16 protein-coding genes are annotated in these 18,256 nt (G+C 48.1%); 14 read left to right on the top strand and 2 right to left on the bottom strand.

The features are described from left to right. Positions 1–44 precede the first annotated feature (44 nt). Together AXG56_RS16275 and AXG56_RS16270 are read left to right on the top strand one after the other, a co-directional pair. Positions 45–1,637 (top strand): glycoside hydrolase family 32 protein, encoded by a 1,593-nt coding sequence (locus AXG56_RS16275; RefSeq protein ID WP_062515467.1) that lies wholly within the window; start codon positions 45–47, stop codon positions 1,635–1,637. A 118-nt stretch (positions 1,638–1,755) separates the two neighbouring features. Continuing rightward, complete coding sequence (locus AXG56_RS16270) at positions 1,756–2,220, top strand: divergent PAP2 family protein (RefSeq protein ID WP_008633981.1); 465 nt, start codon at positions 1,756–1,758, stop codon at positions 2,218–2,220. A gap of 26 nt (positions 2,221–2,246) precedes the next feature. Here AXG56_RS16270 and AXG56_RS16265 read toward each other — a convergent pair whose 3' ends face one another. Beyond that, complete coding sequence (locus AXG56_RS16265) at positions 2,247–2,624, bottom strand: MaoC domain-containing protein dehydratase (protein ID WP_008633978.1); 378 nt, start codon at positions 2,622–2,624, stop codon at positions 2,247–2,249. Positions 2,625–2,774: 150 nt separating this feature from the next. Here AXG56_RS16265 and AXG56_RS16260 point away from each other — a divergent pair, with 150 nt between their 5' ends. The 7 genes from AXG56_RS16260 to AXG56_RS16230 all read left to right on the top strand — a co-directional run bounded on the left by AXG56_RS16260 (position 2,775) and on the right by AXG56_RS16230 (position 11,843). Next, positions 2,775–5,861 (top strand): GNAT family N-acetyltransferase, encoded by a 3,087-nt coding sequence (locus AXG56_RS16260; protein WP_062515465.1) that lies wholly within the window; start codon positions 2,775–2,777, stop codon positions 5,859–5,861. Further along, positions 5,848–6,699 carry an amidohydrolase family protein gene (locus tag AXG56_RS16255; RefSeq protein WP_008633974.1) on the top strand — a complete coding sequence of 284 codons (852 nt, stop codon included), beginning with the start codon at positions 5,848–5,850 and terminating at the stop codon, positions 6,697–6,699. The genes AXG56_RS16260 and AXG56_RS16255 overlap by 14 nt, the downstream gene beginning before the upstream one ends. 133 nt (positions 6,700–6,832) lie before the next feature. Continuing rightward, positions 6,833–7,648 (top strand): GGDEF domain-containing protein, encoded by an 816-nt coding sequence (locus tag AXG56_RS16250; RefSeq protein WP_008633973.1) that lies wholly within the window; start codon positions 6,833–6,835, stop codon positions 7,646–7,648. Between the two features lie 129 nt (positions 7,649–7,777). Continuing rightward, positions 7,778–8,686 (top strand): branched-chain amino acid transaminase, encoded by a 909-nt coding sequence (locus AXG56_RS16245; protein WP_062515462.1) that lies wholly within the window; start codon positions 7,778–7,780, stop codon positions 8,684–8,686. 83 nt (positions 8,687–8,769) lie between these two features. Further along, positions 8,770–9,717 carry a nucleoside hydrolase gene (locus AXG56_RS16240; protein WP_062515460.1) on the top strand — a complete coding sequence of 316 codons (948 nt, stop codon included), beginning with the start codon at positions 8,770–8,772 and terminating at the stop codon, positions 9,715–9,717. 98 nt (positions 9,718–9,815) lie between these two features. Continuing rightward, a complete protein-coding gene (locus AXG56_RS16235; RefSeq protein ID WP_008633966.1) occupies positions 9,816–10,400 on the top strand; it encodes a TetR/AcrR family transcriptional regulator in 585 nt (194 codons plus the stop codon). 33 nt (positions 10,401–10,433) lie between these two features. Further along, positions 10,434–11,843, top strand: coding sequence for a DHA2 family efflux MFS transporter permease subunit (locus tag AXG56_RS16230; RefSeq protein ID WP_026578702.1), 1,410 nt, complete (start codon positions 10,434–10,436; stop codon positions 11,841–11,843). 47 nt (positions 11,844–11,890) lie between these two features. Here AXG56_RS16230 and AXG56_RS16225 read toward each other — a convergent pair whose 3' ends face one another. Further along, positions 11,891–12,634 carry a gamma-glutamyl-gamma-aminobutyrate hydrolase family protein gene (locus AXG56_RS16225; protein ID WP_026578701.1) on the bottom strand — a complete coding sequence of 248 codons (744 nt, stop codon included), beginning with the start codon at positions 12,632–12,634 and terminating at the stop codon, positions 11,891–11,893. Between the two features lie 167 nt (positions 12,635–12,801). Here AXG56_RS16225 and AXG56_RS16220 point away from each other — a divergent pair, with 167 nt between their 5' ends. The 5 genes from AXG56_RS16220 to AXG56_RS16200 all read left to right on the top strand — a co-directional run bounded on the left by AXG56_RS16220 (position 12,802) and on the right by AXG56_RS16200 (position 18,237). After that, the gene (locus AXG56_RS16220; protein ID WP_026578700.1) at positions 12,802–14,397 is read left to right on the top strand and encodes a glutathione ABC transporter substrate-binding protein; all 1,596 of its coding nucleotides are present in this window, start codon (positions 12,802–12,804) and stop codon (positions 14,395–14,397) included. Between the two features lie 79 nt (positions 14,398–14,476). Next, the gene (gene nikB / locus AXG56_RS16215; RefSeq protein WP_008633956.1) at positions 14,477–15,406 is read left to right on the top strand and encodes a nickel ABC transporter permease; all 930 of its coding nucleotides are present in this window, start codon (positions 14,477–14,479) and stop codon (positions 15,404–15,406) included. Continuing rightward, positions 15,406–16,284 (top strand): ABC transporter permease subunit, encoded by an 879-nt coding sequence (locus AXG56_RS16210; RefSeq protein WP_008633954.1) that lies wholly within the window; start codon positions 15,406–15,408, stop codon positions 16,282–16,284. The genes nikB and AXG56_RS16210 overlap by 1 nt, the downstream gene beginning before the upstream one ends. A gap of 13 nt (positions 16,285–16,297) precedes the next feature. After that, positions 16,298–17,269 (top strand): ABC transporter ATP-binding protein, encoded by a 972-nt coding sequence (locus tag AXG56_RS16205; RefSeq protein WP_039870743.1) that lies wholly within the window; start codon positions 16,298–16,300, stop codon positions 17,267–17,269. Further along, complete coding sequence (locus tag AXG56_RS16200) at positions 17,266–18,237, top strand: ABC transporter ATP-binding protein (RefSeq protein ID WP_008633950.1); 972 nt, start codon at positions 17,266–17,268, stop codon at positions 18,235–18,237. The genes AXG56_RS16205 and AXG56_RS16200 overlap by 4 nt, the downstream gene beginning before the upstream one ends. The last annotated feature ends 19 nt before the right edge of the window (positions 18,238–18,256 follow it).

Below are 18,256 nucleotides of genomic sequence, written 5' to 3'. Positions count from 1 at the left end.
GCTTTATTTAAAGTTACGTCTGACAATAAGGCAGGAGGTTTAACATGTCGAAACAAATGCGATTCACCTTACTTGGAGGAATCGTCCTTCTATTGATTGCCCTTCTCATCTATCTCATCGCCAACATCTCCTCTGAGGGGAACAAGGATCTATCGGAAAATCAGGAAAATCCAGTTGGAAATCAGGAGATACCAGCTGAATATGATCAATCATTCCGCCCTCAATTCCATTATACTCCGGCAGAGAACTGGATGAATGACCCGAATGGAATGGTTTATTATGAAGGGGAATACCACCTTTTCTATCAGTACAATCCGGAAGGGGACCAGTTCGGTAATATGAGCTGGGGCCATGCGACAAGTAAAGACCTTGTCCATTGGAAAGAAGAAGAAGTGGCGATGACGCCTGATGAGAATGGAATGATTTTCTCGGGCAGTATTATCGCTGATGAAAACAATAAGAGTGGACTTTTCCCGGATGGAGAAGGCGGTTTAATCGCTTTTTACACCAGTGCAGGAGACGTGCAGGATCAACGTATCGCCTACAGTACGGATAAAGGCAGAACATGGACGAAGTACGAGGGGAATCCAGTCGTCCCGAACCCTGGTATAGAGGATTTCCGTGATCCGAAGGTCGTTTGGCACGAAGAATCAGAGCAGTATATCATGCTGCTTGCCGCCGGCAAGAAAGTGATGTTCTATGGATCTAAAAACCTGGTGGACTGGGAGTACCTGAGCGAGTTCGGGAATGTCGGCGCCCAGGACGGTGTCTGGGAAACCCCGGAACTGTTCGAGCTGCCCGTCGACGGTAACGAAGAGGACACCCGCTGGGTCCTTCAGGTGGATATGAATCCCGGCAGCATCGCCGGTGGATCAGGAGGGCAGTACTTCCTCGGTGACTTTAACGGGAAAGAGTTCATTCGTCAGGAGAAGACGGACGACATTAACTGGGTTGACTTCGGCAAGGACTTTTACGCTGCCCAAGCCTTTAACGGCATGGACGACCGCACCGTTTGGATGGCCTGGATGAGCAACTGGGAGTATGCGGCAGATATTCCGACCGACCCGTGGCGCGGAGCGATGTCCATTCCTCGAGAAGTGACGCTTACGAAAGATAAGAATGATGAGGTGCAGCTTGTCCAACAGCCGGCTCCGGAATTGGAGCAGCTGCGTGGGGATCTTTTATACGAAACGACGGATGAGACATTGGGTGGAGCGAAACCTCTGTCTGATATAGAATCCCAGACGTATGAAATCGTAGCGGAATTTGAAGTCGGGTCTGCTGGAGAGTTTGGATTCCGGGTCCGCAACTCGGATGATTTGAAAGAAGGCACTATCGTCGGTTACGATGCGAAAAATGATCTTGTATTCACAGACCGTGCGGATTCAGGGAAAACAGACTTCCATGAAAACTTCCCCGGGGTGTACCGTGCTCCTTCTTCTGCAGAGAATGGAACAGTGAAGCTTCATTTGTTTGTCGATCGTTCCTCTGTGGAACTATTCGCAAATGGCGGACGGCAGGTTATGACGAACCGGATCTTCCCGTTCATGGAAAGCAACGGATTGGAAATGTACAGTAAAGATGGAGAGGTCACCATTAAATCCATGCAGATTTATGAAATGAATACGATTCACTGAAACAAAAGAGCCTGCTCCCCGGAGCAGGCTTTTCTAATGAAAAAGTGGGAGTCTGCTGCATAAAACTTTGTGCTTCGGGTAATGAAAAGAAGAGTGGTATTTGTGAAGGAGGACGATCATGCAGAAAATGAACAGGGGAATCGTTACAGCCCTTTCAGCTATTGGAATTGCTCAAGGGTTGAAGATATTGACACATAAGCGCCTGACAGGGAAGTGGGATTGGAAACAGGTCGCTACGACAGGGGGGATGCCGAGTTCCCACTCTGCCGGAGTGGCGGCACTTGCTTCTTATATCGCATCCAACCGCGGTTCGAGACATACGGAGACGGCGCTCGCGACAATCTTCGGTGTCATCGTCATGTATGATGCTCAAGGGATCAGGCGTCATACCGGAGAGATTGCCCAGCTTGTCAATGACCTCGAGGATAACGTCGCCCAGCTTTCCGGGGATTTCCCAAGTCTTGAATTCGTCGAACGGGATAAAGAATTGAAGGAACTCCTCGGTCATCAGCCGGTCGAGGTGCTTGGAGGAGCTGTCCTCGGCATTCTGCTTGGTGTCGCTTCCGCTAAAATTGAGGGATAACAGCACGTATATCGTGCTGTTATTTTTTATGCCTGATTCAGTATGACTCCATTACTGGAACCCACGAGTACTTCTTTTCCTTTTTGATTACGATAAACGGACGACATCGCCACTCTTGTCTTTTGGTCAAGCACTTCGACATCTGTCACCATGACTTCGCACGTAATGAGATCTCCTGTGAAAACGGGCCGCAGAAATTCGCTGTCCATATTCCTCGCTATGTAGTTCAGGTCGCCGCCGATTTCTGTTCCGATGCTGGCAGTCAGTAAACCGTGGACCATCAGCTGTCCTTGTTCGTTCTCTTCCAGATGATGCCTTCCCTGGTCTTTAGATAATTCACCAAAAGCCAGCACTTCCTCCTTCGTAAAGCTTCTTTCTTTCCTGAATGTGTCTCCAATCTTCATAAGACCGCCTCCTTTTCTCTATAGTCTACCATAAAATGAATCACCGTTCAGTTTAAAGAGTGTATTTGACGGAATATTCTTTACTTTATTATTAGATACTTCTACACTGATAGGTAGAAAAGTAAATTTTCCCAAATGGAGGATGCTGTTATGCAGACGCTAAATCAGGTGAAAGTCGTGGAGTATGAAGATCGTTATGCCGCAGGGATTGCGAAGATGTGGAATGAGAGTAGAGACGAATGGGGAGGAGATTCGGCTGTAACGACGGAAGAAGATGTGATGGAGAAAGAGGGGAAATCTTCGAACCTCAACCTTTTTCTTGCCGTGATTGAGGAAGAAGTCGTCGGTTACTGCGGACTATCCGAGTACAGAGAAGACAAAGGAGCGCTCTATATCCCACTCTTGAATGTCCATCCCGATTATCATGGGAAGAAGATCGGTAAGATGCTGCTGAAGAAAGCTATCGACCAAACCGTTGCCTACGGCTGGCCTCGACTGGACTTATTTACATGGCCCGGAAATACGAAAGCTGTCCCGTTGTACAAGAAGTGCGGTTTCTTTTGGGAGGACAGGGATGATACGACTCACTTGATGAACTTCCTCCCGTCCATCCTCCAGTTGGAGATGCTGAAGCCCTTTTTCGAGAAGAACGATTGGTACGAAACGAGCAGTCGTCTCATTGAGGTAAGACCTGATGGCATCGAAGAGGGAAAACATACGTGCTATGAATATAAGTGGGAAGCAGACGGCTCGTATGTACGGGTCCAATTTGAGCGGACGGGGCGAAAAATCAGACTGGTGGAAACAGAGCGTTTACTGGTGGAAATGACTGCCTCTGATTTTCGAGTTCTGGAGGGAGGAGACAGTTCGATTACATACCGGATTCGGAATTATGATCCGGAGCCTCTCACCGTTCATTTGCGTGGAGCCGGGGATACCTCTGTCCGGCAAGGATGGCAGAAGGATGTACAGGTGAGTGATGAGTGGAAAGAAACGGTCCCGCTCGACGTCGAGGCGGCCGGTGTTGCTCCCAACCCGTGGCAGGCGCACCCTGTCGCCGGAATGGATATAGAATTAAATGGGTGTATGACACCGCTTCGGATGGGGTTCTTTCCGGTGAAAGCAGGCCGGGTGCGTGTCCGGACGCTTAAGGACCATTGGCTGCCGGGGGAAGAAGAGACCGTTTATCTCGATTTAGAGAGTGAATGGAAAGAGCCTTCCCACTGGACAATCCACCTTCCGAACCAGCCGTTGATCGACTGGGAGGAGAAGGTAATCCGCACGTTTGTGGAAGCGAACGGCCGCTGTTCTGTTCCTGTACCTGTCCGACTTGTAAGAAATGGCTGTCTTGAAGGAAACATCCATGTGACGATGGAAGCTCCTGATGGGGAAAGTCTAAAGTTCACTTCCTTTCTCCACGCTTCTTTTCCCGGAAAAGGGGCAAAATTCGGCGGGGAATCGGATACACATATGTATGCCTACAACGGCCCTTTTTTCCTTAAAGTGGAAAAGAGGAATCATATTGTAGAAATCGGAAAGACAGGCGCTGATAATGAGCCGGTCGTCCTGATGACGCCAAAGCTGGGACTCCCTTACACAGAAGAATTCTCGAAAAAAATGATTCATGATGTCGAGTTCATTGAGCTTCCGGAATGCATCGTCCTGAAAACAACGATGATATCCGACAGTATGACAGGGCTGCGGATGAATGTGTACATGCATTTACATGGGGATGGATTGGTGAAAGTCTATCACGAATTAATTAATGAAGGACTGGAAGCCAAGGAGGCTGTCTCTCTACTCCAGCCTGTGTATCCAAAGTTCGAAGGGTTGGTGATGCCGGTAGCTGATGGTGCCCTAACCGCTGATGATTCTCTCGTGCCTTTCGTCGATGACCTTCCGATAAAAGATCTTTCTGAGAACTGGTTGTTCACTTCTCCTCGGACAGGAGAAACGACAGGCTATGCCTGGTCCGATGATTGGAAGGGAAGAAAGGATGATTGGAAATTCAGTTTGGAGTCTTATACGGACGTGCTGCATCCCGGTGAGGCGTGCCGGATCGGACCTCTTCAAATAGGCATTCAGACAGATCGGGATTGGCTTGAATGGCGCCGGTATTCGGAAGGAAGCACTGGGAAGATCCTCCCGATTGTACCTTTATTTGATATGAAGGCAGACTCGACAGCAATGGTAGGAGGAGACGTCGTTTATACATTGCAGTCCCGGATGAACTCTTATTTGGATGGAACGTTCCGAGTGGAGCGACGGCAGGAGATAGCAAGCAGACCCATAGACAAAGCGGATCAGAGGCACGAGGCTGACCTCTCCTTTCAAACACGTCAGGCGGGCATTTATGAGGTGAAAGGATTCTATCAGGCGTCAGGCAGGGAGACGGAATTTCATAAAGTGGAACTGGTCAAGGGAGCGAAGCAAGTCGAAGTGTCGGAAAAGGACGGCGTGTGGACTGTACAGAATGGTGTCCTGGCTTATAAGGCATCTTCTGCTTATTTCCCAGGCATTTTCTCCTTGGTTGTGGATGGACGGGAGTTCCTTCACCACCAATATCCTCAAGCCGAGCCGAAGTCCTGGTGGAATCCATGGGGAGGGGGACTGCGCTACAGCCTGCGTGGTGTCAATCTTTTCTCAATATTAAAGGAAGAGACAAGGGTCACGCAGGTGAAGAGGACAGACCAGGAGGGATCCATTTGGGAAGGGATCTGTTTAAGCACTACGTTTCAGGTGCATAAGGAGCGAAAGGGCACCACCCTTCATCAATATATGCTGACACTGCCGGAAGTCCCGGTGGTAGCCGCCTACGCCGATATAGAACAAGACTCTGGTCGGACATTTACGGAAGATGAGCTGACAATGGAATCCTTTTGGAAACCATCGGACAATCTGGACTCCTGTTATGCTGTCATAGATACGAATGGTCCGCCGCAGACCTTTTATGCAGGCGTCGAGGAATTCGATCTCTCTGTATCCGATATTGCACGGATCGGTTCGAAAGATACTGGAAATTCGATGACGATGGTTATACCGGAAGATGCGTCAGGGGCGGATATTTATATGAATAAAGAGGTGCTTCTATTAGCAGCGAAAAGGAGCTGGAGGGCGGCGGATAAGGGCAGGGTGACCACCGATCCTTCTGTGCTTATGTTTGGGGAGATAGCAGCGAAAGATCGTTCTTCGTTTCCGAAAATAGCGTTCAGGGACAATGCCGATGCAGATTATTGATGCGCATATCCACTTTTCAGCGATCCGGAGCTTTGAACAAACGGCAAAAGAGCTTTCCCATGTCGATTATTCCGGTCTCGGCCTACAGAAAGAGATGGCAGAAGCCGATGCTCTCTATGCGATAGGTATGGGGGTGACGGAATCAGAATCCGGTGGGTTTCCCGATCACAGGACAAAGACGCCGATGTCATTGGATTTGGAACCAGTGCTTCCTCCGAATGTTTTGGAGTGTCCAGGGATAAATCCTTATCATCTCGATGCGTCCGCTCTTGACCAGTTGGAACAACGTTTGAAAGAACCACGCGTGGTTGGCATAAAAATCTATTTGGGCTATTATCCTTTCTATGCATACGACGCTGTCTATCAACCTGTGTATGACCTGGCCGCGGCTTATGATGTTCCGGTAGTTTTTCATACAGGAGATACGTATTCAGAGAGAGGATTATTAAAATACTCACACCCGCTGACTCTTGATGAAACGGCCGTGCAGAGAAGAGATGTCCAGTTCATGATGGCTCACCTTGGTGATCCGTGGGTACTGACCGGGGCAGAACTGGTTTATAAGAATCCGAATTTGTATGCGGATTTGTCGGGCTGGGTGGTAGGCACGAAAGCGGTACTTGCAGGGAAACAGGTAGATAATTATTTCGACCACGTCCGTCACGCCCTTACGTACTGTGGTCATTATGAGAAACTGTTGTTCGGATCGGATTGGCCGCTCGCTCCGATGAAGCCGTACGCAGAATTCATCGGTTCCTTTCTTCCTTCTGCTCATGTAGAAAACGTCTTTTATAATAATGCCATGCGTTTATTTCCTAAATTAAACGGGCAGTTTTGATTCCGTTGGAAATATAGGAAGCACCTCCATATGCTTGGAGGTGCTTTTTATTGTTTTCTTCTGTAACCGGCATGGGTATATAATATTATTCGGAAGATGCCGATATAGGAATAAAGACATGGTGGTGAAAAGGATGAAGTGGAACTATTTATGGATCATGTTTGCTTTTTACTTAGTGCTCGGCTGTATCATCGGAGGGCTGTTTGTGCAGTTTATGCCCAAAGTCATTCCGATTCCACAGGATTTGCAATGGTTCTTCACATTCTCATCCATCACAGCAGGCCTTCTGCTCGGTTTAATCAATTTCTTTGTATTCTACTTCTTCATTCACTGGTTTTTGAATTACCATAAACGACTTTTCCGATCTATCAAGGAAGGGGATCTGTCCGTACGGTCCCATATGCGTTCCTCCGGGTCACTGGCGTTATTCACAAACGGGGTGAATGATACGTTGGATACGCTTCAAACGACGCAGCGTTTCGTCACGACCGACGATTTAACAGGACTTCTGAATCGTTCAGCGCTCCAAAGAGATGTATTGGAGCTTAAGAAAGGAGAACGGATGCACCTGTTCTTTCTTGATTTGGATGACTTCAAACAAATCAACGATCGTCATGGTCATTTGGCGGGGGATGCTGCCCTTAAACATTTTGTAGCTGTTCTTCACGAAACTATGGATGAAGCAGGTACACTTTACCGGTACGGCGGAGATGAATTCATTCTCATTTATGAAGGGAATGCCGATACGAATGACGTTCGCAGCAAGGTCCACCTTGCTTTGGAAGAACCGCTCCTTTTTCATGAACAAGAACTGCGTATAAACGTCAGTATAGGATTGTGCAGCTTCACTGCAGGCGAGCAGGATCTCTTGTCCGTTATTAATGAAGCAGACAATTTGATGTATGAAGTAAAGCAAGGAAAAAGTGTACAAAAGATCCTGACTTTATAACAGGCGTCGGGGGGCTGGTTCTGAAAAAGGACCGGAAAGGATAGATATAAGAAGAGTATGTCTCGAAACTAATCCGTCAACTTCAATTCTCAGGCTTTTGCTGAGCTGATAGTAAAGGTGTGGAGATAGATGCTATTTATGTTTGATCAAGGTCGTTTTGTAGAGGAGACACTTCCCACGGTGAATGTCAGGAATAAAGGACTGAATTATGGTTTAGGATGCATTGACGGTATCCGGGCTTTTTGGAATGAGGAGCATCGGCAGTTGTATGTTTTTCGGTTGGCAGATCATATCGATCGTTTTTACAAATCCGGGAAACTGCTCTTCCTTCCCATTCCATATGCCGTACCAGAAATGATCGCGATTGTCAGGAAGCTGCTTGTGCTTAATCACGTAAAACAGGATGTTTATATTCGTCCGCTCTGTTTCCACGGGGCGGATATGTTACGTCCGGATATAGCTGGTGTCAACAACCGAGTGGCTGTGTTCACAAGCTATTTGGAATATGAGCCGAAGCCGGTTTTAAGAGCTTGTGTTTCTTCCTGGAACAGGATTGGAAGTAATATGATCCCCCCTCAGGCGAAGCCGACGGCCGGATACTTGAATTCAGCCCTTGCTGTCAGTCAAGCGTTGGCAGAAGGATATGATGAGGCGATTTTTTTGACGAAAGACGGAAACGTGAGTGAAGGGGCGACAGAGAATATATTTGTGGTTCAAGGGGACTGTGTATGGACGCCTCCTGTTGCGGATGACATCTTACCGGGAATTACACGTGCTACGGTTATGGAGATTTTATGGAAGGAGATGGGGATCAAGGTAAAAGAGCAGAGTTTGGCGAGAGCCGAGCTGTACCGGGCTGATGAAGTTTTCTTTACAGGTACAGCCATCGGTATTAAGCCGGTGGTTGAAGTGGATCGACGAAGGGTGGGGACAGGGGAACCCGGTTCCATCACATTGGCCGTCCAGCGTATGTATGAAGCGGTGGTTCGCAATGACATGCCCGGATACGATCATTATTGTACACCGATTTATCTATAAGAACCCCGGCTTTTTGGAAAAAGTCAGGGGGATTTGGTGTACAATAAAGGTTGTACATAGAAGAAAACCTTGGGGGACTGTTCATGAGAAAAGTAATTATTGATACAGACACAGCCGGAGACGACACGATTGCTATTCTTACGGCTCTTCACAATTTTCAAGTGGAAGGGGTCACCATTACAGGAGGAAATGTAGACTTCGATCAGGAAGTGGAAAATGCGTTGTATACGATCGAGGTGTCCGGAGGCGGACGCTATGTTCCTGTTTATAAGGGATGCGAGAGGCCGCTTTTAATGAACGGGGAGGCTGGTCACCGCACCGTAGAGGATGTACATGGCGAAGATGGAATGGGCGGGGCGCACTTTCCGAAAGCGGAGCAGCGGCCGGAGGAAGGACATGCCGTCGATTTCATTATTGAGCGGGTGAAGCGTTCCCCCGGCGAGATTGAACTGCTTGCGATTGCGCCGTTAACGAATATTGCGTTGGCGATCAAGAAGGATCCGAGCATTATTAAAGCGATCCCGCACTTGTACATAATGGGAGGAACAAATAATTCTCTTGGGAATATTACAGCAGCAGCAGAATATAATTTTTGGGTGGACCCTGAAGCTGCGCGCATTGTTCTTCACTCAGGCATACCCATTACAATGGTCGGCTGGGATATGTGCTTGGAGTATTCTATCATGGATGATTCCGATCATGAGGAGATAGCGGCGCTTGGTACGAAGGGGGCGGACTTCTTCGTGCAGATAAACGAAGTCGTCAAGAAATTCAATAAAGAAGTGCACCGATTAACAGGAACGACTCATCCGGATACGTTGCTTATGGCGGTTGCAGCCGACGAAGAATTGATGACGAAGTCGCATAAATATTTTGTGGATATAGAAACAAAAGGAGAGCTCACGAGGGGATACAGCCTTGTCGATATTAACAATCGTTCCGGAAAGGCACCGAACGTGCGTGTCTGTGAGCAGGTAGACAGGAAAAGGTTTAAAAAGCAGCTGTTGGATGTGTTGAGAGCCATCGATTAAAATGACCGTTTGTTACGGTCTTTTTTTATTGACTTTGCCTTCAAATACGATTAAATTTATATAGACCGTTCGTCATAATTATTGAGGGAGGAGTAAGAATGAGCAAGCATGCAGATACGAAAGAAATCATTCTGAATACATCATCCAACCTTTTCCATATACAAGGATATAACGGTACAGGTTTGAGTCAGATCATAAAAGAAAGTGGGGCTCCAAGAGGTTCTTTGTACTACCATTTCCCTGGTGGGAAGGAAGAAATCGCATTGGAAGCCATTGCCCGGATGCGGACTGCGGTCGCGGAAGACTTGGAGAAGAGCCTCAGGCCTGGAATGGATGTCGGCGAAGCTTTGAAGCAGCACATACTGGACATCGCCGACATGTTCGAAAGAGGGGAACCTGGAGAGGGCGTTCCCATCGGCCTGATTGCCTCAGAGACTTCTATTTGCAATGAGAACCTAAGGCTCGCATGCAAGCAGACCTATCAACATTGGAATCGTTTCTATGTGCAGGCTTTGGAAGCGTCGGGTTACAGTAAAGAGCGTGCGGAAGACTTGGGAATAAGCATCCACGCCATGATTGAGGGTGCGTTTATTTTGGCGAAGACGATGGTTAACGGAGAACCGCTCCGAGCAATCGCCAGACAAATGCCGTATTTGTTGAGTAAAGAAAAAGAGGAGAGATAAGCAATGCAGATGGATGCAGCAGCATCGGAAGAAATGAATACATCAAAACAGGCCATAAAGCCGATGCCGATCATTATTTCACTAGTGGTCGCAGGCTTTGTGGGGCTGTTCAGTGAAACGGCGCTTAACATGGCGCTCAATAGTTTAATTACCACATTCGGGATCCAGGAAACGACCGTCCATTGGTTAACGACTGGATACCTGTTGACACTAGGAATTCTTGTTCCTATATCAGGTTTGATCCTGCAATGGTTTACGACGAGACAGCTTTTCACAGCATCTCTTATCCTGTCGATTATAGGAACATTAATTGCGGCACTGGCCCCGGTATTCGGAGTTCTTATGATCGCACGGGTTGTTCAGGCAGCTGGAACGGCGTTGCTGCTTCCGCTTATGTTCAACACGATCCTTGTCATCATTCCACCGAAGAATCGCGGAAAAGTTATGGGAGTCATCGGGTTGGTGATCATGTTTGCGCCTGCTGTCGGTCCGACGTTATCCGGACTGATTCTTAACAATTTCACGTGGCATTGGATTTTCTGGTTCTCCCTTCCGCTATTAATCGCAGCGCTCTTGTTCGGTTTTGTTTATATGCAGAACGTGACAGAACCAACGAAGCCAAAAATTGACGCTCTGTCCATCGTTTATTCTACATTCGGATTCGGCGGAATCGTCTATGGCTTCAGCAGCACGAGCGAAGGATGGGGACATTTGGTCGTTGTCCTGCCGCTCATCGTCGGAGCGATCGGGCTTGCATTCTTCATTCATCGTCAACTGAAACTGGAACAACCGATCCTTGATTTGCGTGCGTTCCGTTATCCGATGTTCACCGTCGGTTTGATTATTATTGTCATTACAATGATGGTCATTCTATCATCTATGATTCTTCTTCCGTTGTATTTGCAGACTTCCCTTGCATTGACGACGTTTGCGGCAGGGCTGCTTCTGCTTCCTGGGGGAATTATCAATGGTTTGATTTCTCCGATCATGGGTGGATTATTCGACCGGTTCGGTCCTAAGTTCCTTGTCATTCCAGGGTTCGTCATCATTCTCGCAGCAATGCTTGGGTTTACGACTGTCGATATGGAAACGACATCCGCTTGGATTATCGGCCTCCATATCGTCATGATGATTGGTGTCTCCATGGTTATGATGCCGGCTCAGACCAATGGTTTGAACCAGCTGCCGGCTGATTTATACCCGGATGGAACAGCTATCATGAATACGCTCCAGCAGGTTTCCGGTGCGATTGGAACAGCGGTTGCTATTTCTATTCTATCATCCGGAACCGCCCGTTTTATGAATACGGTCGACAATCCGGCTGATCCGATGAACCAGGTCCTTGGTTTCACCTCAGGGGTTCAAGGTGCTTTCTGGTTCGGTACGATTATTGCAGGGGTAGGTTTGATTCTTTCCTTCTTCATTAAACGTGTCAAAGTATAATGAAAAAAATCCATACGCCGCCCGGGCGTATGGATTTTTTCGTTTATTTACGGTGTCGGTTGTTTAGTGAGGGAGGCTTGGTTTACAAAATGATCGAATAGTCGCTGCATCCGCTCGTGTTTTTTTGTCATCATTTCCGGGTGCCATTGTACACCGATGACAAAAGCGGTGGTGTCTTCCATTTCAATTGCTTCGATAACGCCATCCGCCGCATAAGCGGTTGCTTTAAATCCCGGCGCCACCGTTTTGATCGCTTGATGATGGAAGGAGTTCGTCAACGTCGTTGTACCGAAGTGTTCACGCATAAAGCTCTCCGGCTCTGTTTGTATTGTATGCGTCGCTTGTGCGGGCGTATGGACCTGGTCGTGTTTGAGAATATTTCCCTTCATATAGGAGGTATCCTGATACATACTTCCTCCATACACAGCGTTTAAAAGCTGCACGCCTCTGCAGATGGCAAATACAGGTTTACCCTGCCGGATCATTTCTACTGCCAGCACTCCCTCTGAATGGTCCCGCTCAGGGAAGGGAGATCCCTGCTTCGGTAACGGCTCTTCCTGATAAAGAAGAGACTGGACATCGTGTCCCCCGGAAAGGATAAGGCCGTCCATTGCCTGCGCCTGTGCTTTAACCGCTTCGTCATCTTCCAGCACGGGAAGGATGAATGGAATACCTTCTGCGCGGAGGACAGACTGGACGTAATCGTTGTTAACATAGGCGCGGTCATAGCCTGGAAACCGCCCGCCCTGGTCGATTATAATACTTCCTGATATGCCTATGAGTGGTCTCATTTGTAATTTTTTCTCCTTTGTCTTCCTATTTATATAAAATTTTCTTTGACATAAAGATTTTTCTGTACTAAAATCCTAGTATTCTGGTATGGATTCCATACTATCGAATTATACGGAAGATGTTAGTAGGAATTCAAGAGAAAAAACGGAGAAAAGGGGAAAAGAAATTGAAATTATCACGTTTTTTACCGGTTCTCTCCCTTCTCCTTGTCCTTGTTATCGCCGGATGCGGTAACGGAGAAGGAGACGGGAATGGAACAGCAGACAGCAGTAAAAAAGCGGAGGCGCCTTCTAAGGAAGAAGGTTTGACCATTGCCGTAGACGGCAACTTCACGAGCATGGATCCGCATGATACGAACGACAACCAGTCCTATTCGGCGCAGTCCGCTGTGTACGAAGGGTTGCTCGGGTTCGATGAAGATTTGAACATCGTGCCGGTATTAGCAGAAAGCTATGAAGCAAATGAGAACTCTACGGAGTTTACCTTCCAACTGAAAGAAGGCATCACTTTCCATGACGGTACGCCTTTCAATGCGGAAGCGGTCAAAGCGAATATCGACCGGCTTGCCGACCCTGACAGTCAGTTGCGGAGAAGCTCTCTATTCGAGCTTGTCGACAGCACAGAAGTTCTCGGAGAATACGAAGTGAAAGTTACATTGAAAGAGCCGTTCGGCGCCATGCCGAACAACTTCGCCCATCCGGCTGCAGCAATGATCAGTCCGGAATCGATTTCAGAAAGCGAAGAGGAGATTGCCCGCAATCCTGTAGGAACAGGCCCGTTCCAATTCAAAGAATGGAAGAGCGGGGATCACCTGACTGTAGAGAAGTTTGATGATTACCGGGATCCGGAAGTTCCCAAAGTGGACCAGCTTGTATTCAAACCGGTTCCTGAAAGCGGCTCTCGTTCCGCAATGCTTCAGACAGGCGAAGCGGATTTCGTCTTCCCTGTTTCTACAAGCCAGGTGGATACATTAGAGAATCAAGCAGGTGTAACGGTGGAGAACAAGCCGTCTCTTGTCGTTAAGTATTTCTCTATGAATACCATGAAGAAACCGTTTGACGATCCAAAAGTTCGTCAAGCCATCAACTATGCAATCGACAAAGAAGCGTATGTCAATGTCATCTATGACGGCTATGCGACTGTTGCCGAGTCTTCCATTGCACCTGATACACAACACTACTCTGGTCAGGAAGTCTATGAATATGATCCGGAGAAAGCGAAAGAGCTGCTTGCAGAAGCCGGTTATCCGGACGGATTTGAAACGACGATCTGGGGCGGTACAAGTTCTGACAAGACGAAGATGATGCAGTTCTATAAACAGCAGTTGAGCCAAGTCGGTATTAAGCTGAACGTCGTCCCTATGGAAGGCGGTACACTTGGAGACAACATCTGGGGTGTCGAGAAGCCGGAAGATACGGAACTCGAGCTTTACAACGGAGGATGGTCTCCTTCAACAGCCGATGCAGATTGGGGACTTCGTCCGTTATTCAGCTCAGAATCTTTCCCGCCGGAGTCTTATAACACTTCCTATTATAAGAACGATCAGGTAGACGAGCTGTTGCAGAAGGCATTAAATACAGCCGATGATGATAAGCGTGCAGAGTATTATGCAGAGGCGCAGGAAATGATCTGGAACGATGCACCTTGGGTATTCCTTGCGGTTCCTGACCTGCTCTATGCTCATCAGGATTACGTGAAGGGGATTACTATGTTATCTTCCGGAGTCCTGGACTTGAAAAACGCTGAAATCGTATCAGAATAACTTCCAGAGGTTGAGCGCGGACAGCGCTCAGCCTCTTTACTGATTAAGAGAAGGAAACGAAAAATGAAGGAGGGAGAATATGCTTAAATACAGTATCAAGCGGATTCTCAGTATGATTCCGCTGCTTTTCATCATTTCCGTCATTGCATTTCTGTTCGTGCATTTGATACCGGGGGATCCCGCCAGATTGATAGCCGGAGCGGACGCCACTTTGGAAGAAATCGAGAATATCCGTGTGAAATATGGTCTTGATGCGCCCCTTTATCAACAATATTTGAACTATATGGCAAATCTGTTCCAAGGAGATTTAGGCACCTCGATCGTCAGCGGTGAACCTGTTCTGGATATGCTGAAGGAGCGTTTTGGTCCAACACTTACTCTTACGCTTGCCAGCATGTTCTGGGCGCTCTTATTCGGCCTTCTTATTGGAGTAGTTTCAGCAGTCAAACGTAATCGCTGGCAGGATCATCTCACCATGTTCCTTGCCGTTTCCGGTGTATCCATCCCTTCCTTTTGGCTGGGACTTATGTTGATCCAAGTCTTCTCTGTCCAGCTCGGATGGTTTCCGACAGGCGGCATCGGAGGGTTGGAATCTTACATTCTTCCATCGATTACACTCGGAGCAGGGGTGGCGGCCATTATCGCCAGGTTTACGCGGTCCTCGCTGATGGATGTTTTAAAAGAAGACTATATCCGTACCGGCCGTTCCAAAGGACTGTCAGAGTTCAAAGTCATTAATGGGCATGCACTTAGAAACGCCTTAATTCCCGTAGTGACCATGTCTGGACTCCAATTCGGATTCCTGCTCAGTGGATCCATTATAACCGAGACGATCTTCAGCTGGCCGGGGCTTGGAAGACTTCTGATCAACTCTATTACTGCTAGAGATTACCCGGTCATTCAATCGGAAATTCTATTATTCTCTCTTGAATTTCTATTGATCAACCTGCTTGTAGATCTCTTGTACGGTTTCTTGAATCCGAAAATTCGTTATGAGGAGGGGTCGTAATGGTGGAATCAGCAGAACAACAGCAGACGGAGCAAAGAGTGACGCCCTTCCGGCAGTTTTGGAAATCATTTAAGAAACAGAAGGTTTCCTTTTTTGCGGGAATCTTCCTTTTATTCCTGTTTCTTATTGCGATCTTAGGACCGTATATTGCTCCATATGAACCCAATGAACCGGATTATAATCAACTGTTGTCTTCTCCGTCCATGGATCACCTTGCTGGAACGGACGATTTCGGTCGAGACATTTTCAGCCGGATTCTTCATGGAGCGAGAATATCATTAGCCGTCGGACTGTCTTCTGTTTTAATTGGTGCAGTTGTCGGTACCGCTCTCGGTATCATCAGCGGCTATTTCGGTAAGTGGATCGATAATGCCATTATGCGCATTATGGATGTCCTGCTCGCTTTTCCGGGGATGCTGCTTGCCATTGGAATTATCGCTATTCTCGGACCGGGGCTGTTTAATGTCGTCATGGCTGTAGCCATTTTCAGTGTGCCGGTCTTTGCGAGGATCATCCGGAGCACCACGCTCTCTATTAAATCGACGCTTTACGTAGAGGCGACGCAGTCTATCGGTGCATCCAGCTGGAGGATCATTTGGAAGCATATTTTCCCGGGGACTGTCTCGACGCTGATTGTATATTTCACGATGCGGATCGGTTCAGCAATCTTGATCGCTGCGGGGCTGAGTTTTCTCGGTCTTGGGGCTGATCCTTCCACACCGGAGTGGGGAGCCATGCTTAGTGACGGGCGTAACTATCTGAATGATGCTCCGCATGTCACGTTCTTTCCGGGGCTTGCAATTTTCTTGACCGTTCTTGCTTTCAATCTTTTAGGAGATGGATTACGGGATGCGCTCGACCCGAAAATCCGTGATTAAGGAGGAAGACGAAATGACAGAGCCAATTTTAACTATTAATCAGCTGCACACAAGCTTCCGGGTGGACGGAAAGATGATTCCAGCTGTAGAAGGAATCGATCTTACGCTGTATCCGGGGGAAATCGTCGGCCTTGTCGGGGAGTCCGGGAGCGGTAAGAGTGTGACCTCCTTATCCATTATGCAGCTGCTGGAAGATACACCGGGGGAGATTGTCGGCGGTGAAGTACTCTTTGACGGGAAGGATGTAGCGAAAGCATCCACCAGGGAGAAACGTAAATTGCGTGGAAACCGTATGTCGATGATTTTTCAAGAGCCGATGACTTCCTTGAATCCTGTTGTGAAAATAGGCAAGCAATTAGTGGAAGCGATTCTGGAACACCAGTCTCTCACGAAGCAGGAGGCGAAGCGTCATGCTGTTTCTATGCTGGAACAGGTCGGTATTCCGAGAGCAGCGGAAATCATGAAGGAGTTTCCCCATCAACTCTCAGGAGGAATGCGTCAGCGCGTAATGATTGCCATGGCTATGTCGTGTGACCCGGATTTGCTGATTGCGGATGAACCGACGACGGCGCTCGATGTAACGATTCAAGCTCAAATTCTCGATGTGATGAGGAACATGAGAAAAGAGCACGATACGTCTATCTTGTTCATTACGCATGATCTTGGTGTCATTGCGGAAATGTGTGACAGAGTTGCCGTCATGTATGCAGGAAGAATCGTAGAACAGGGAAACGTCATCGACATTTTTGAAAATCCTAAGCATCCGTACACACAAGGATTACTCGGGTCGATTCCGAAGCTTGGGGAAAGAAAAGATCGGCTGGATTCTATCCAGGGTCAGGTTCCTACTGTAGAGGACCGGCCTGAGGGATGTAAATTCGCTAACCGCTGTCCGTTCGCCTTTGAACGGTGCTGGAAAGAAGAGCCGCCTCTGTTCAACGGAGAGAATCGCTGCTGGCTTCATGAGGAGGAGGTGTCATCATGAATCAATCCTTACTGCAGGTAGAAGGACTGAAAAAGCATTTCGTAAGCCAGAAAGGTTTCAGGAAGCAATCCCGTCAAGTGGTAAAAGCGGTGGACGGAGTCTCTTTCGATATTAAAAAAGGGGAGACATTCGGTCTTGTCGGCGAATCCGGCTGTGGCAAATCGACGACCGGACGAATGATTATGCAGATGCTCACCCCGACGGAGGGCACGGTCACCTTTGATGGGCAGCGGATGGACCAGCTTTCGGGTGGCGAACTGAAACAGGCGCGCAAAGACTTTCAAATGATATTTCAAGACCCCTATGCCTCGTTGAACCCAAGAATGACGGTAAGGGAAATTATTGGTGAGCCATTGATCGTTCACCAGCTCGCTAAGGGACCGGCCATCGATGCGAGAGTAAACGAATTGTTGGACACGGTCGGCTTGTCCAGGAAATTCGCCGATCGTTATCCGCACGAGTTCAGTGGGGGACAGCGACAGCGGATTGGAATCGCCCGGGCTCTGGCCGTCAATCCGAAGCTCATTATTGCGGATGAACCGGTTTCTGCACTCGATGTGTCCATTCAATCGCAAGTGTTGAACCTGATGAAGGATTTACAGCAGGAACTGGATTTGACTTATTTGTTCATCGCTCATGATTTAAGCGTTGTGGATTTCATTTCCGATCGGATCGGCGTCATGTATTTAGGGAAACTGGTGGAGGTAGGAGAGCGGGATGCGGTCATCCAAAACCCGCAGCACCCCTACACGAAGGCGCTGCTGTCTGCCGTACCGGTACCGGATCCGAAAGCGAAACGGGAACGGATCGTTCTGGAGGGAGACCTCCCGAGTCCATCCAATCCACCTTCCGGATGTCCTTTCCATACGAGGTGTCCATTTGCCTTTGATCGCTGTAAGGCAGAGGTTCCGGAGCTTCAGACGTCTGGAACTGGTCAAACGGCTGCTTGTCACTTGTTGGATCAATGATACAAAAACAAAAAGACCG

The organism is Halobacillus sp. KGW1 (genome assembly GCF_001592845.1).
Classification (GTDB): Bacteria; Bacillota; Bacilli; order Bacillales; family Halobacillaceae; genus Halobacillus.
Note: the sequence above shows the minus strand (reverse complement) of the source record. Positions and strands in the feature narration are given on the sequence as shown.